We start from the raw sequence: 14093 nt of genomic DNA, 5'->3' as shown, positions 1-14093 counted from the left end.
ATTCCACTCAACGGAACCATTCCACCGAACGGAACAATTCCACTAAACAAAAACAAAAACAAAAACACCCCCCCAAAAGCGTCACACCTATTTTTGCGTTTGAATAAACGCCGCCAGGCCCTGAATCTGCTCATCGGTGAGCTTCGCCTTCGCCCGCGCCGCCGCGCTATTCCCCCCGCCGTCGCGGATCGTCGTCATCCCCTCCACCGCCTGCTGCTCGGTGAGCGTAATCAGCGGCGGCGCTTTGTTAAACGCCGTTTTATCCGCCTTGCGCCCGTGGCAGCTTGAGCAATCACGTTGGAACTGCCGCGGGTAATCCTCCGTCGCGGCAACGCTGGTTGACACAAACGCCAGACCACACACCATCAGCATCCGAAGCGTCATCACCCTTCCCCCGCCAGTTTACGGAAAGTTGCCGTCAGCGCCTGCTCATTGCGCGCGCCCTGGTGCATATCAATCACCCGGCCTTTCGCGTCAATCAGAAACGAAGTCGGCGTGCCGATCACCTGGTAACGCTCCTGGGTGATTTTCATCTGGTCGCGCACCACCGGGTAGCTAATGTGGTGCTGCGCCAGCAGCGGCGCGATATCCACCGCGTCGTTATCGGTATTCACCGCCACCACCACCAGCTTATCGCCCCACTGCTGGCTGAGTTTTTCCAGCGTATGCATCTCCGCCAGGCAGCCGCCGCAGCTGGCGGACCAGAAATTCAGGTACACGCCCTTGCCCTGCCACTGTTCCAGTTTCGCCTCATGCCCCTGGCTGTCGAAGGCCGCCAGCTGCGGCGCCGGTTCGCCCAACGCCAGTTTTTCCTCTTTGCAGCCCGCCAGCGCCACCAGCAGGATGAAGAGCAGATTACGCCAGCGCATGGTTTCGCTCCTCGCTCAGGTATTTGCCGTGTTGCAGGCGGATCACCCGGTCAGCGAACTGGCCGAGCGCCGGGTTGTGCGTCACCATCACAATGGTGCGCCCCTGACGGTGCAGATCCTTTAACAGCGCCAGTACCCGGCTTTCGTTTTCTTCGTCAAGGTTGCCGGTAGGCTCATCGGCAAAAATCACCGGCGGCTCGTTGACCAGCGCCCTGGCGATGCACACCCGCTGCTGCTCCCCGCCGGAAAGCTGGCTCGGCAGGTGCGTCATGCGGTGCTCCATGCCGACCTGCGCCAGCACCGCTCTGGCGGCGTTTTCATCCACCACGCTGTGGTAATGCTGCGCCAGCATCACGTTTTCCAGCGCGGTGAGAAACGGGATCAGGTGGAACTGCTGGAACACCAGGCCGATTTTCTCGGCGCGAAAGCGGCGGCGGCCCTCTTCGTCCAGCCCGGCGGCGTCGGTGCCGTCGAGAAACACCTGGCCGTCGCTCACCGTATCCAGGCAGGTAAGAATGTTCATCAGCGTGGTTTTCCCGGAGCCGGACGCGCCCATGATCGCCACAAACTCGCCGCGCGCGATGCGCAGATTGATGTCGTCCAGCGCAGTGACGTCGCCGAAGCGTTTATACAGATGGCGGGTTTCAATGACCGCCTGCGGAATGCGCGATACTGACATAGCGCTACTCTCCTTTGAGAACTTTTGCCGGTTCGACGCTCACCGCGCGGCGCACCGGGACAATGGCCGCCGCAGCGGCGACCAGAAGCGATAAAATTAAGGTGATCGGCAGCACCGGCAGGCGCAGCGCGATGGTGGCGTTAAACACCGTCATGCCCAGCAGTTGGGCCAGTAAATAACCCAGCACCCAGCCGCACACCACCGCCGCCAGGGCGATCAGCCCGGTCTCCGCCAGCATCTGGCGGATGATGTCCCGGTGGGTTGCCCCCAGCGCTTTTTGCAGGGCGAACTCTTTGGCCCGCTCGCCGACAATCGCCATCAGCGTGGTATTCACGCACAGCGACGACAGCGCGAGGATCACGATCGAGACCAGCCCCATCAGCCCTTTGATTTTGTCCAGCACCTGGCCTTCCGACGCCGAGACTTTGCGGATCGGGCGGATATCGAGCTGCGGATACTGTTTTTGCAGTGTGTCGGCGTACTGATCCACCTGGCCGAGATCGTTATTCACGCTGAGCAGCGCGTGGTTGAGTTCGCCGGTTTTGTGCAGCAGGGTTTGCGCCAGGTCGACGTTGACGATCAGCATGTTGTCGGTGGCGTCGCCTGCTTCCACCAGCCCTTTGATACGCAGCTTTTTCTTGCCGTCATCGGTAATCACGGTGACGCTGTCGCCGACTTTCAGGTTCAGCCGCTCGGCCAGTTTGACGCCCGCCATAGCATTGCGATCGTCAAAGTTAACGCCCACCCAGTCCCCGGTCACCTGCCAGTACGGGGCGAGCTTCGGCATCGATTCGAACCACACGCCCATCACCACCACTTTTTCCAGCTCGGTGCGCGCCATGCCGTAGAGCATCGGGCTGGCGGCGTTAATCAGGCCCGGCGGCGCATCGTCGATAATCGGCTGTAGCTCGCGCTGATCCATACTTTTGCCGTGGCCGGGCCCGATATAAAAGTTGGCCCCAAAGGTGCGCAGCTCTTCGCTCATTTTGGCATTGATATCGAAATAGACCGCTGACAGCGCCGTGACAATCGCCGCGCCGACGGTAAGCGCCGCGAACACCACGCTGACGCGTTGCATCCGCAGGCGCAGCGCGCGCCACACCAGTAGCCACAGCATGGCATGCTTACCGCCCATACAGCACCTCCACCGGGTAGAGCCGCGCAATGCGCCGCGCCGGGAACCAGGTGCCGATCAGCGCGATCAGCACCGCCACCACCAGCACGCACGGCACCACCACCCAGGCAAAATTCAACGGCGCGTCAAACAGCATCAGGCCGATGGACTTCGCCAGCCCCCAGCCCGCCACGCAGCCCGCCGCGCCGCCCAGCAATCCGCTGCTCGCCGCTTCGAGATAAAACAGCAGCATGATTTGCCACTGCCGCGCGCCGAGGGCTTTCATCAGGCCGATCTCTTTGGCGCGCTCCATAATGGTGCTGGTCATCAGCGAGGCGATGCCCATCGCTGCCGCCACCAGCGCCGCCAGAGTGACCACCGCCAGCAGCAGTTGGATCTTGTCGATCACCACCCCTTCCGAGGCCGCCACCTGCCAGATCGGGCGCACCACCGAGCCGGAAATCGCCTCCTCAAGCTGATGGGCGATGGACGAGACAAACGCGGTGCAGTACCACAGGTCGTACTCTTCGGCGTTCAGGGCGTCGAGGTTTTCCCTGGCGCGGCGCGACAGTTCGTTTTCCGGCACGGTCAGCGCCGACACGCGGATCGCCTGCACTTTGCCGGGTAATCCCAGCAGCGTTTGCGCGACGCTCAGCGGCATCACTAACTGATTGTCTTCATCGCCGCCGCTGGCCAGAATCCCGCTAACGGTGACGGTTTGCGCGGTTTTCTCGCCCTGCAATGTCAGCACATCTCCCGCTTTCAGCCCGAGGCGCTTCGCCAGCGCCCGGCCTGCCAGGGTCTGCGGCTCTGCGCCCACCGGCTCCAGCGGCCACGCGCCGGTTACCTGCCAGTACGGGCTTACCGCCTGCTGGCCGATGCGGTAATCCTCTTCATCCGGGATGCCCACCGGCTGGTTGAAGAAGGTGCCGAGAATATTCACCGGCTTGCCGTTGAGCATCACCTCGCCGCCCAGCAGCGGCGCGAAGCCGACGATGTTATTACGCCAGAAGATGTCTTTGATATTCGGCAACTCTTTCTCATCGAGAAAATCCTGGCCGGAAAGCGGATTGCTCTGCTCGCTGAACAGCGCGGGCAGTGCCGCCTGCCCCGCTGGCTCGATCAGGATATTCGCGCCGTAGGATTTCAGCTCCCGGGACATTTTGTCGCCGATATCGATCGACACCGCCAGCAGCGCGGAAATCAGCCCGGAGGCCAGGAATACCGTCAATACCGCCAGCAGTTTCCGGCGCAGATTTCGTCCCCAGGTCTGACGCAGCATTCGCCACAGCATGGTTACTCCTCCTTCTCGCCCGGCACGAACTGTTCCGGCGCATCGCGAAAGCGGTTGTAGTTGGCTTCAGAGGCAAAGAACCAGGTTTTGCCGCCGTAGCTGAATTTGTATTCGGCTTTGTCGTTGGTCAGGGTCGCGCCGTTCACCGGATCGGTGACCTTCATGCTGATCACGGTGGAGAAGTAGTTCACCCCCGCTTCCAGCGACGCTCTGGTCAGGGTCAACTCTTTGTCATCGCTCTGCCAGCCCTCAATCGGCACCGGGTTACAGCCCCCCGCTTTGCCGATAGACGGGATAAAAATATGTACCCCGCAAGCCACGCAGATCACCTGGTTGCCCTCCATCACGTAACCCTGGTCGCCGCACAGCAGGCAGGCGTCGAACACCACGCCGAGGCGCAGCTTATCCGGGTAGCGGTTGATCACGAAGAAGCGCACCGCTTTGCCGTCGTCGGCGACCCAGACAAAGCGATGCAGTTTGCCGTCGCGCACCTGTTCGATGGGAATATGCACCTTGCCGTCTTTTTCCAGCAGCACCGGTTTGGCTTCAGAGAGGCGCGGCGGCTGAGAGGCCACTACATCCCAGTACAGTTGACCGGCGGCGATCAACACTGCGGCGCACCCGGCAGTGAGCAACAAACGGCGCGCGCCCAGATAACGGGCGCGGGCGAGGCGATGGGGGATCGGTTCGTGGGTTTGCGCCATGGCGTTACGGCGGCGCTGTAGCGCCGGCAACCAGCAGGCCGCCAGCGCCAGCAGCAGCGCGGCACCCGCCCAGTTAAACCACGGGGCGTTATTGGTGACGCGGGAGACAAAGCTCAGCAACGTTTTGGTCAGCGGCAACACTTGCAGTTTCATCAACAGCAGCAGCAAATCGCCCGCCAGCGGCACCAGCAGCAGAACGGTGACGGCGATAACGGTCGGCCACTGAGCGCGCGGCATCCGGCGCAGCAGCATGGCGCACAGCACCGCCGCCAGCGCCAGCAGCGCGAATGCGCCTGCCAGCGCGGTGATATTGAGCAGCAAATCGGTATTGAGCACATGGGTGGTGGTGACCGCGCCGAGATTCGGGTCCTGCACCCAGTGGCGGGCCGCGCCGAAAATCAGCACCCCCTGCCAGAGGTAACCGAGACGCGAGGAAGGATGACGCCAGGTTAACAAAAACAGCAGCAGCACCGCGATTTCCACGCCGGTCAGCGTCAGCTGGAGCGTTTGATTAGCGGGCAATTGCCGCCCCAGCCAGCCGCCCAGCGCCAGGGCAAGCAGGCTTACCCACACCAGCGGACGCAGCGTTGCCGCCCGCCGCACCCCATTCACCCCGCACAGCAGCGCGATACACAAAAACGCCTGCAGGGTCGTGACAAAAAAGTAACTCATAACGTCAACTCAATGCGCTCAAAACCGCCGTAGCGTAAAACCAGAAAAGGGCGGCGGCATAGCCGACACCCTGGTCACATCGTTTTGCCTCTTGTGCGATGGCGGCGATCAGTTCAGCCCGACGTACTTGAATTCGTAACTGACGTCAAACGGTTTCCACCAGCGGCCTACGCCGGTTTCACCATCGGTATGGCGATGCATGCCCGCTTTTGACGGCGGATCGATGTGGTAGGTGACTTTGTAGTTGCCCACGCCCATCATTTTAATGTTCGCGCCGTAGTGCGGGCCGTCGCTCGCCACCATCGGCATGAAAGTGCCTTCCTGTTTCGCGCCGGTATCGGTGTTCACCAGGGTGTAATTAATGGTCAGGAACGGGATCCACTCGCCCGCGCCGAAGCCGTTTTTATTGCCTTCCACCGCGTGGATATCCGCTTCAAGGTGAATGTCGGCTTTGGCGGCCGGCAGGCCCATGCCGCGCGGCTCCATGTCGATCGGCTGGAGGTAAACCGCCGCCAGCTCCATTTCGTTCATGGTGACCGGCTCGCCCGCCGGGTACTCTTTAAAGGCAAACGCCGCAGGGGCGGTAAAAATCCCGGCGATCACGGCACTGGCAATCAGGCTCTTCTTGATGGTCATCAGACTTATCCTCTCGTCTCAAAGAAAAATTCAGTTAAGGTTTGCTTTTAATGATGTCTGGCCCGGATACGGTCGCCCCGCGCCGTTGCATCACCCACAGGGCGATCAGCGCGGCGACCAGTAAAGCGGCCTGCGGCAGTAAGGTTTCAACATAGGGGTAGATGCCCAGCCAACCGATTTCCGGCATGCCTGGCAATAGCGTGGGCTGGAACAGCTTGCCCTCGATCAGCTCCAGTACCCCTTTCCCGGCGAAGACAAACGCCATCAGGTACATAAAGCTGCCGGTAAACATAAAGAACGGCTTGAGCGGCAGCTTGACCACCGAGTAGCGCATCACCAGCCAGGCCACCAGCAGCACCACGCAGCCGATGGCAAAACCGGCAAGAATTGCCAGGTGGCCGGAGACGTTGCTGGCGTCGCCCACCAGCGCGTAGTAGAACAGCACGGTTTCCGCGCCTTCGCGGTAGACCGCCAGGAAGCTGGTCATCCACAGGCCGATCAGCGAGCCGCGGCTCAGGGAATTTGAGAGTTTGCCCTCCAGCCAGGCTTTCCAGTGGCGGGCTTCCACTTTGGAGAGCAGCCAGTAGCTCATGGAGAACAGCATAAACACGGCGATCAGCATGGTGACGCCTTCGAGCAGTTCGCGGCTGGCCCCTGAGTTAGTGAACAGCATCTGGAAGATCGCGGCGGTGATCACGCTGCACACCAGCGCCACCACCACCGACTGGCGGATCAGCGGCAGCTTGTCCTGATGGTTGTTTTTCACCATATAAGCCACGATAGCGGCGACGATCAGCAGTGCTTCCAGCCCTTCACGCACGATGATCATCAGGCTGTACAGCAGCAGGCTCCACTGGGTTTGCTCGCCTTCGCCGAGCAGCGAAACCGCTTTCGCCAGATCCTGCTCCAGCGCCTGTGCTTCGGCATTCAGCGCCGCTTCCGGCTGCCCGGCTTTCATCAGGCTGACCAGGCGGGTGAAATGGCCTTCGAGCTGGGTTTTAAAGGCAGCGTCGCGGGAGCCGACTTTGTTCTCCATGCCGCTGGCTTCAAACAGGTCGAAATAGGTGTCCTGCACCGCCATCATGCCGTCCTGCACATTGCCGTCCTGATAAACCGCAATGGCTTCTTTCAGGCTGCTGTTGATGCTGGCGGACACGTTGCCCCAGTCGGCCTGGGCGGCGGTATCGGCTTTGGCGGGCGCATCACCGCTTTGCGGCGCGCTCACGGCCTGGGTGTCGCGGGTAGTCGGCAGGCCAGGCAGCACATCTTCGATATCCTGCAACAGCGTGGTGACGCCGTAAGCGACATCGTTAAGATTGTCCGGTTTGGCGGTCAGGGCGATAAGCGTGGTGAACTGCTGATTGATCGCGGCGGCCTGCTGGGCGGAGCGATTTTTACGCACCGACATTTCCATTTCCGAGTTTTTGAAACCCTGATAATGGGCCTGCTGCACGCTCTGGCTGGCCGCCGTGAATTGTCCTTCCTGATACTGGGTCACCGCCTGGGCCAGCAGATCGTCGATCGTCTGGAAACTTTGCTGCCAGTAGTGGGCGATGTCCCCGTTGCTGTACGCGCCGTGCTGCTCTTCCGCCACCAGCTTGTGGCCGCCGTCCAGCACCGGTTCAACCTGGTCCAGTTCGTTCTTAAGCCAGTCGATTTTGCCCTGCACCTCGGTCACGGGCTTGCCTTCGCCGATCATTTTGCGAATTTCGCCGAAGGTGCTCTCCATCTGGTAGCTTTTCTGCGCAGAAATATTAATGCGGATCGGGCCTTCGAGATTTTCGAAAACTTCGAAGTAGGCCATCTGCACTTCGCGGCGGGCTTCATTGACCTGTTGCTGCTGATACAGCGTGGCGGTTTTATCGAGGCGAGTTTTAATGTCGTTGATATAAGGGGAGTAATCGGTGGCTGCCCACGCCAGTGAACTCACCAGCAAGCAGCAAACGGCAAGAAAGAATGAACGCATGTTGAACACGGTACGCCCTGATAATCTAAATAATATTCATTATCATTACCTGTTTTGTCAGGTTTTGTACATGATTAAGATCATATAAGTGACAATTATTGACGTTACCTTTCAAAAACCGGGATGAATGACACCATTTTGATTGAATTTTGTGCTAGCGGGCGAATTACCCTCCTCCCCGCCCTTTACGTGACGCCAATCCCACATTCCAGCTATTGAATTCAGGAATTGATATTTCATTTTCAAATCTGCGCAACGTTATGCTCTCAAAACGTTAACAAACACGTCTGCGAATATGATGGAGATGAACAATGACAAGACAAATTAAACTCGGCGCATTTCTTCCTGGCGGCGGCCAGCATGTGGCAGCCTGGCGTCATCCCGATCAGCCCGCTGACGGCGCAACCAGTTTCGAATTCCACAAACAGCTGGCATTGACCGCCGAACGCGGCCTGTTTGACGCGTACTTCCTCGCCGACGGACTGGCGGTCCCGGCGAAAGGCGGCACCGAAGGCGGCCGCGCCAAAATCGCCGGGTTCGAGCCGGTGACGCTGTTTTCCGCACTGGCGCCGTTAACCAAAAACATCGGTTTTATCGCCACCGCCTCCACCACTTACGAAGAGCCGTACAACACGGCACGTAAATTTGCCTCGCTGGATTTGATTTCCCAGGGCCGCGCGGGCTGGAACGTGGTCACGACCGCCACCGACGCGGCGGCGGTGAACTTCAACCTCGACCAGCAGCATCCGCATGATTACCGCTACGAGCGCGCTCAGGAGCACGTGGACGTGGTGAAAAAACTGTGGGACAGCTTTGAAGACGATACCTTTATTCGCGATAAAGCTTCCGGGCAGTTTATCGACCCGGACAAAGTGCACACCGCCGATCACGTCGGTAAACACTTTAAGGTGAAAGGGCCGCTCAACGTGCCGCGCTCGCAGCAGGGGCATCCGGTGATCGTCCAGGCCGGGCAATCGGATAACGGGCGTGAACTGGCCGCCGCCACTGCCGAGGTGATTTTCACCTCTCACCAGCATATTTCCACCGCTCAGGCGTTCTACCGCGACATCAAAAACCGCGCCAGGGCGCTGGGCCGCCGCCCGGAACATATTCTGGTGATGCCCGGCGTCGCGCCGTTTGTGGGCCGTACCGAGGAAGAAGCCCGGGAAAAATACCGCGCGCTGACCTCATTGATCGTCGAGGAAGACGGGCTGGCGCTGCTCAACGGCCTGACCGGCGGCACCCTGAACTTCGCCGATTACGATCTTGACGGCCCGCTGCCGCCGCTGCCTGCCACCGAAGGGATGAAATCGCGCCAGGCGCTGATCCGCCAGATCGCTGACGAGCACCAGTTCACTATCCGCGAACTGTACCAGTGGATCGCCACCGCGCGCGGCCACTTCACTATCGTCGGCACCGCTGAACAGGTGGCCGATACCCTACAAGCGTGGTTTGAAAACGAAGCCGCCGACGGGTTCAACATTCTGCCGCCGTACCTGCCGGGCGCACTGAACGACTTTATCGAGCTGGTGATCCCGGAGCTGCAACAGCGCGGCCTGTTCCGCACCGCCTACGAAGGCACGACCCTGCGCGAAAACTTAGGCTTACCCTACCCGGAAAACCGTTATTCCATTATCCGCAACAGCAAAGTGGCATGAGGGATTCATGATGACTGATTTCAGCAAAGTATGGGTACGCCCACGGGCGCGCGGCCCCGGCGTCAGGCTGGCGGTTTCCGGGAAATGGCGTAAGCGCGCGCTGGCCTTCAGCGCCGATTACGGCCTGCTGGTGTTTTTCTTCGCGGGCTGGCAAATCGCCAGTACCCAGGGGTGGCTGAACCCGGCGGTGATCCCGCCGCTGGATAAGGTGTTTTATGCCCTGTGGAACGGTATCAGCTCCGGCGCGCTGCTGGACGATATCACCATCAGCCTGCAACGCGCCGGGCTGGCGTTCTTCTCGGCTGTGGTGATGGGTATTCCGCTCGGGTTGTTTATGGGGCAGATCCGCCCGCTGGAGCGCGCGCTGGATCCGCTGTTGCAGCTGTTCCGCCAGACCTCGGCGCTGGCGCTGTATCCGGTGTTCATCCTGCTGTTCGGGCTGGGCGAAGCATCCAAAGTGTTCGTGATTTTCTGGGCCGCGCTGTTCCCGGTGCTGCTGGCAACCATCAGCGGCGTAAAAGAGGTGGACCCGAAGCTGCTGGAGATGGCGAAAACCTTTGGCGCGCGCCGTTTAACGGTGTTCCGTCGGGTGATTGTGCCTGCGTCGGTGCCGTCGATCTTCGTCGGTCTGCGTCTCTCTGCCACCACCGCCCTGCTGCTGCTGATTGCCGCCGAGATGATTGGCGCGAATAAAGGCATCGGCTTCCAGGTGATGAATGCGCAATACAATTTCCAGATCCCGATGATGTTCGCCGCCATTTTCCTGCTTGCATTCCTCGGGCTGATGGCTAACCGCATCCTGGTCACCCTGCAACGCCGTCTGTGTCGCTGGAATACCCATAACCATTAAAAAGCTGTTCACTTTTCGTACGTTGACTGACTTATTTGGGGATTTAAAAATGAAAAAACGCATCGCCTTATTTGCCGCATTCGCCTTTGCCAGCCTGAGTTTTTCGTCACTCGCGCAGGATAACGTCACGTTACGTTATCTGGCCAGCTACGGCGGCATCTCCGCCCATGAACTGGCCGACGCGCTGGGTTATTTCAACGGCACCGGCGTGTCGATTGAAAACAAAGGCTATGCCAGCGGCGGCCCGGAATCCTTATTCGCGCTGGCTTCCGGCAGCGTGGATATCGGCTCCGCCGCCACCCCGGCGGTGCTGAACTCTATCGCCAGCGGGAATAAGTTTGTGGCCGCCTACCCCACTAACGGCATCGATAACACCACAAAGTCGATCTTCTATGTGCGGGAAGACAGCCCGATCAGGACCGTGAAAGATTTGGCCGGTAAATCCGTGGCGATCAATACCCTGGGCGCGCATCTGGATTACACCCTGCGTGAAGCGTTACGCCAGGCGGGTTTACCGCAAAACGCCGCTAAGCCGGTGGCGGTCCCCGGCCCGCAGCTTGAGCAGGTGCTGCGTTCCGGGCAGGTGGATGTGGCCGCGTTCGGCTACTGGCAAACCACCTTTGAAGGCGTGGCCCGCAGCCATGGCGGCCTGCGTCCGGTGTTTAACGATACCGCCGTATTAGGCGAGATCGCGGGCGGCTTTACCGTACTGCGCGAGGATTTCGTACAGGAACACCCGGAAGCGGCGAAAACCTTTGTACAGCAGTCGGCCCGCGCGCTGGACTATGCCCGCGAACATCCCGCCGAGGTGCGCACCATTATGGCGAAGGTCCTGAAGGCGCGCGGTGAAAACCCGGAAGTGGCCCGGTATTTTACCGGCTATGGGGTGCGCCCTGGCGGCAAAGCCGAAGATCGCGATGTGCAGTACTGGATCGATATCCTGGAGCGCGACGGCGCGCTGGGTAAAGGCCAGATCCAGGTGACTAACGTCTTGTTTAACGCGCAGTGAGGTGAATGATGACCACAGCAACCGATATCCGCCGCGGCGAAGTCTCCGTGCAGCGCGTATACAAATCGTTTTCCCTTAACGGCGAGCAGTTTGATGTATTCCGCGATTTGAATCTGCATATCAGCGCCGGGCAAAGCATCGCCATCGTCGGGCCGAGCGGCTGTGGCAAAACCACCCTGCTGCGCATCCTGGCCGGGCTGGAAGAGCCGAATGCCGGGGACGTGCTGATTGACGGCAACGCGGTGCATGGCCTGAGCCGCGAGCGAGCGGTGATTTTTCAGGAGCCGCGTCTGCTGCCCTGGCTGTCGGTGCTGGATAACGTCAGCTTTGGCCTCGATGTCCAGGGCGTGGCGAAGCACGAAGCCCGGCAGCGCGCCCGCAAGGCGCTGGCGCTGGTGGGACTGAGCGAATTTGAAAAAGCCTGGCCGCGCCAGCTGTCCGGCGGGATGGCCCAGCGCGTTGGCATCGCCAGGGCGTTGACCGTGCAGCCGGAAATTTTGCTGCTGGATGAGCCGCTGGGCGCGCTGGATGCGATGACCAAAATCACCATGCAGGAGGAGCTGGCGCGCATCTGGGCGGAGGAGAACGTCACCATGATCCTGGTGACCCACGATCTGGAAGAAGCCATTTATCTGGCGGACCGGGTGCTGGTGCTGCCGAAGCATAAAGGCGGGGAGATCCGCTTCATCGACGTCACCCTGCCCCGCCCACGCCTGCGCAGCCAGAGCGAGTTTGTGGTATTGCGCCAACAGTTAATGGCGGAGTTTGGCTTACACTAAGCCGCTGTATTTACATTACTTACCGCGCCCTGGTGAAAACCGGGGCGTTTTTTTTGCCAGATTGCCAGCGAATTCGTCTGTAAACCTCAGATTTGCCACATCAGGTTCATCGCTTCGCCAATATTCGTCTAAGGTTTTTCTATGGTTGTTTTCAGCCCCTGCGCTGAACGCCCTATATGGAGAATCATTGATGACAAAATCAGCCATGCGCCAACCCCGTACCCTGTTGTTCGCTATTCAGATTGCGCTGGGCAGCGCGTTTTTACTCTTCGGCCCGCCATCCGCGCAGGCGGAGGATCAGCCCAAAGCCGCCGTGCAGCCGCCCGATGTGCTGCTTGGCCCGCTGTTTACCGATGTCCAGAGCGCCAAACTGTTCCCCGATCAGAAAACCTTTGCCGATGCGGTGCCCAAAAGCGACCCGTATATGATCCTCGCAGATTACCGGATGCAGCGTAACCAGTCGGGTTTCGATCTGCGCCACTTTGTAAACCTCAATTTCGACCTGCCGAAAGCGGGCGAGAAATACGTTCCACCTGCCGGGCAAAGCCTGCGCGAGCATATCGACGGGCTGTGGCCGGTGCTGACGCGCACCACCGATAAAGCCGCGAAATGGGATTCGCTGCTGCCGCTGCCGGAGTCCTATGTGGTGCCGGGCGGTCGCTTCCGCGAGGTCTATTACTGGGACAGCTATTTCACCATGCTGGGCCTGGCGGAGAGCGGTCACTGGGACAAAATCGAGGATATGGTGAAGAACTTCGCTTATGAGATCGACACCTGGGGCCATATTCCCAACGGCAACCGCAGTTACTATCTGAGCCGTTCCCAGCCGCCGTTTTTCTCGCTGATGGTCGAGCTGCTGGCGACCCACGATAAATCCGCGCTCAAAACCTTCCAGCCGCAGTTGACCAGAGAGTATCAATACTGGATGGAAGGCGGCGACAGCCTTGCGCCGGGCAGCGCCAGCAAGCGGGTGGTGAAACTGGAAAACGGCGCGCTACTTAACCGCTACTGGGACGACCGCGACACGCCGCGTACCGAATCCTGGCTCGATGACGTGACCACCGCGAAGAACAATCCGGATCGCCCGGCAACCGAGATTTACCGCGATCTGCGCGCGGGCGCGGCCTCCGGCTGGGACTTTAGCTCACGCTGGATGGATAACCCGCAGCAACTGGGCTCGATCCACACCACGTCGATTATCCCGGTGGATCTGAACGCCCTGATGTATCAGCTGGAAAAAACGCTGTCCCACGCCAGCAAAGCGGCGGGCGATGAAGCGAGCGCGGCGCGCTACGACAAACTCGCCAGCCAGCGCCAGCAGGCGATGGAATCGACCTTGTGGAACGATAAGCAGGGCTGGTACGCCGATTACGATCTGCGTCATAAAGCGGTACGCGACCCGCTGACCGCCGCCGCGCTGTTCCCGTTGTTTGTTAACGCTGCCGCCCAGGATCGCGCCGAGAAAGTGGCGACCGCCACCCGGTCGCACTTGTTGAAACCGGGCGGCGTGGTGACCACCACGGTAAACACTGGCCAGCAGTGGGATGCGCCGAACGGCTGGGCGCCGCTCCAGTGGGTTGCCGCCGTGGGGCTGGAGAATTACGGTCATCAGGATTTGTCGATGGAAGTGACCTGGCGGTTCCTGACTAACGTCCAGCACACCTATGACCGCGAGAAGAAGCTGGTGGAGAAATATGACGTGTCCAGCACCGGGACCGGGGGTGGCGGCGGGGAATACCCGTTGCAGGATGGGTTCGGGTGGACTAACGGGGTTACGTTGATGATGCTGGATAAGTTGTGCGCGGCGCAGAAGCCGTGTGATAGTGTGCCGCAGACGCGGCCGGGGGCGGCGGGTTCGTCGGC

14 protein-coding genes are annotated in these 14093 nt (G+C 60.2%); 5 read left to right on the top strand and 9 right to left on the bottom strand.

What is annotated here, in order from left to right; all coding sequences use genetic code 11:
* Window positions 1-87: 87 nt before the first annotated feature.
* The 8 genes from GV764_RS09545 to GV764_RS09510 all read right to left on the bottom strand — a co-directional run bounded on the left by GV764_RS09545 (window position 88) and on the right by GV764_RS09510 (window position 7934).
* Window positions 88-384 carry a c-type cytochrome gene (locus GV764_RS09545; protein WP_161659951.1) on the bottom strand — a complete coding sequence of 99 codons (297 nt, stop codon included), beginning with the start codon at window positions 382-384 and terminating at the stop codon, window positions 88-90.
* Window positions 384-869: a TlpA family protein disulfide reductase gene (locus GV764_RS09540; RefSeq protein WP_144129237.1), complete on the bottom strand. Its 486-nt coding sequence runs from the start codon at window positions 867-869 to the stop codon at window positions 384-386. The genes GV764_RS09545 and GV764_RS09540 overlap by 1 nt, the downstream gene beginning before the upstream one ends.
* Window positions 856-1548, bottom strand: coding sequence for an ABC transporter ATP-binding protein (locus GV764_RS09535; RefSeq protein ID WP_161659950.1), 693 nt, complete (start codon window positions 1546-1548; stop codon window positions 856-858). The genes GV764_RS09540 and GV764_RS09535 overlap by 14 nt, the downstream gene beginning before the upstream one ends.
* A gap of 4 nt (window positions 1549-1552) precedes the next feature.
* The gene (locus tag GV764_RS09530; RefSeq protein ID WP_201743136.1) at window positions 1553-2683 is read right to left on the bottom strand and encodes an ABC transporter permease; all 1131 of its coding nucleotides are present in this window, start codon (window positions 2681-2683) and stop codon (window positions 1553-1555) included.
* Window positions 2673-3956: an ABC transporter permease gene (locus GV764_RS09525; RefSeq protein WP_161659949.1), complete on the bottom strand. Its 1284-nt coding sequence runs from the start codon at window positions 3954-3956 to the stop codon at window positions 2673-2675. The genes GV764_RS09530 and GV764_RS09525 overlap by 11 nt, the downstream gene beginning before the upstream one ends.
* Window positions 3957-3958: 2 nt before the next feature.
* A complete protein-coding gene (locus tag GV764_RS09520; RefSeq protein WP_161659948.1) occupies window positions 3959-5332 on the bottom strand; it encodes a Fe-S-containing protein in 1374 nt (457 codons plus the stop codon).
* Window positions 5333-5440: 108 nt separating this feature from the next.
* Window positions 5441-5968, bottom strand: coding sequence for an iron transporter (locus tag GV764_RS09515; protein ID WP_125292073.1), 528 nt, complete (start codon window positions 5966-5968; stop codon window positions 5441-5443).
* 34 nt (window positions 5969-6002) lie between these two features.
* Window positions 6003-7934 carry an FTR1 family iron permease gene (locus GV764_RS09510; RefSeq protein ID WP_161659947.1) on the bottom strand — a complete coding sequence of 644 codons (1932 nt, stop codon included), beginning with the start codon at window positions 7932-7934 and terminating at the stop codon, window positions 6003-6005.
* Window positions 7935-8245: 311 nt separating this feature from the next.
* Between GV764_RS09510 and GV764_RS09505 the strand changes: the two genes are divergently transcribed.
* Genes GV764_RS09505 through GV764_RS09490 form a run of 4 tightly spaced genes read left to right on the top strand, consistent with a single transcriptional unit; the run spans window position 8246 to window position 12230 of the window.
* Window positions 8246-9592: an LLM class flavin-dependent oxidoreductase gene (locus GV764_RS09505; protein ID WP_161659946.1), complete on the top strand. Its 1347-nt coding sequence runs from the start codon at window positions 8246-8248 to the stop codon at window positions 9590-9592.
* 7 nt (window positions 9593-9599) lie between these two features.
* A complete protein-coding gene (locus GV764_RS09500) occupies window positions 9600-10442 on the top strand; it encodes an ABC transporter permease (RefSeq protein WP_236651862.1) in 843 nt (280 codons plus the stop codon).
* A 49-nt stretch (window positions 10443-10491) separates the two neighbouring features.
* Window positions 10492-11451: an ABC transporter substrate-binding protein gene (locus GV764_RS09495; protein ID WP_161659945.1), complete on the top strand. Its 960-nt coding sequence runs from the start codon at window positions 10492-10494 to the stop codon at window positions 11449-11451.
* Between the two features lie 5 nt (window positions 11452-11456).
* Entirely contained in the window at window positions 11457-12230 is a 774-nt protein-coding gene (locus GV764_RS09490) for an ABC transporter ATP-binding protein (RefSeq protein ID WP_236651861.1), read from the top strand.
* Window positions 12231-12245: 15 nt separating this feature from the next.
* Here GV764_RS09490 and GV764_RS09485 read toward each other — a convergent pair whose 3' ends face one another.
* Window positions 12246-12437, bottom strand: coding sequence for a hypothetical protein (locus GV764_RS09485; RefSeq protein WP_161659944.1), 192 nt, complete (start codon window positions 12435-12437; stop codon window positions 12246-12248).
* On the opposite strand from GV764_RS09485, the gene treA reads away from it, so the two are divergent.
* Window positions 12421-14093: alpha,alpha-trehalase TreA (gene treA, locus GV764_RS09480; RefSeq protein WP_161659943.1), on the top strand; the 1673-nt coding region annotated here is incomplete at its 3' end. The two genes, GV764_RS09485 and treA, sit on opposite strands and share 17 nt — an antisense overlap.

The sequence above is a fragment of the Atlantibacter hermannii genome, assembly GCF_009907385.1.
GTDB classification, from domain to species: domain Bacteria; phylum Pseudomonadota; class Gammaproteobacteria; order Enterobacterales; family Enterobacteriaceae; genus Atlantibacter; species Atlantibacter hermannii_A.
The sequence above is the reverse complement of the archived record's forward strand: the minus strand, read 5'-3'. Positions and strand labels throughout refer to the sequence as shown.

What these genes read in the sequence shown, in the direction of transcription:
- GV764_RS09545 (WP_161659951.1), bottom strand. Translation starts at nt 384, where the DNA reads ATGACGCTTCGGATGCTGATGGTGTGTGGTCTGGCGTTTGTGTCAACC.
- GV764_RS09540 (WP_144129237.1), bottom strand. Translation starts at nt 869, where the DNA reads ATGCGCTGGCGTAATCTGCTCTTCATCCTGCTGGTGGCGCTGGCGGGC.
- GV764_RS09535 (WP_161659950.1), bottom strand. Translation starts at nt 1,548, where the DNA reads ATGTCAGTATCGCGCATTCCGCAGGCGGTCATTGAAACCCGCCATCTG.
- GV764_RS09530 (WP_201743136.1), bottom strand. Translation starts at nt 2,683, where the DNA reads ATGGGCGGTAAGCATGCCATGCTGTGGCTACTGGTGTGGCGCGCGCTG.
- GV764_RS09525 (WP_161659949.1), bottom strand. Translation starts at nt 3,956, where the DNA reads ATGCTGTGGCGAATGCTGCGTCAGACCTGGGGACGAAATCTGCGCCGG.
- GV764_RS09520 (WP_161659948.1), bottom strand. Translation starts at nt 5,332, where the DNA reads ATGAGTTACTTTTTTGTCACGACCCTGCAGGCGTTTTTGTGTATCGCG.
- GV764_RS09515 (WP_125292073.1), bottom strand. Translation starts at nt 5,968, where the DNA reads ATGACCATCAAGAAGAGCCTGATTGCCAGTGCCGTGATCGCCGGGATT.
- GV764_RS09510 (WP_161659947.1), bottom strand. Translation starts at nt 7,934, where the DNA reads ATGCGTTCATTCTTTCTTGCCGTTTGCTGCTTGCTGGTGAGTTCACTG.
- GV764_RS09505 (WP_161659946.1), top strand. Translation starts at nt 8,246, where the DNA reads ATGACAAGACAAATTAAACTCGGCGCATTTCTTCCTGGCGGCGGCCAG.
- GV764_RS09500 (WP_236651862.1), top strand. Translation starts at nt 9,600, where the DNA reads ATGATGACTGATTTCAGCAAAGTATGGGTACGCCCACGGGCGCGCGGC.
- GV764_RS09495 (WP_161659945.1), top strand. Translation starts at nt 10,492, where the DNA reads ATGAAAAAACGCATCGCCTTATTTGCCGCATTCGCCTTTGCCAGCCTG.
- GV764_RS09490 (WP_236651861.1), top strand. Translation starts at nt 11,457, where the DNA reads ATGATGACCACAGCAACCGATATCCGCCGCGGCGAAGTCTCCGTGCAG.
- GV764_RS09485 (WP_161659944.1), bottom strand. Translation starts at nt 12,437, where the DNA reads ATGGCTGATTTTGTCATCAATGATTCTCCATATAGGGCGTTCAGCGCA.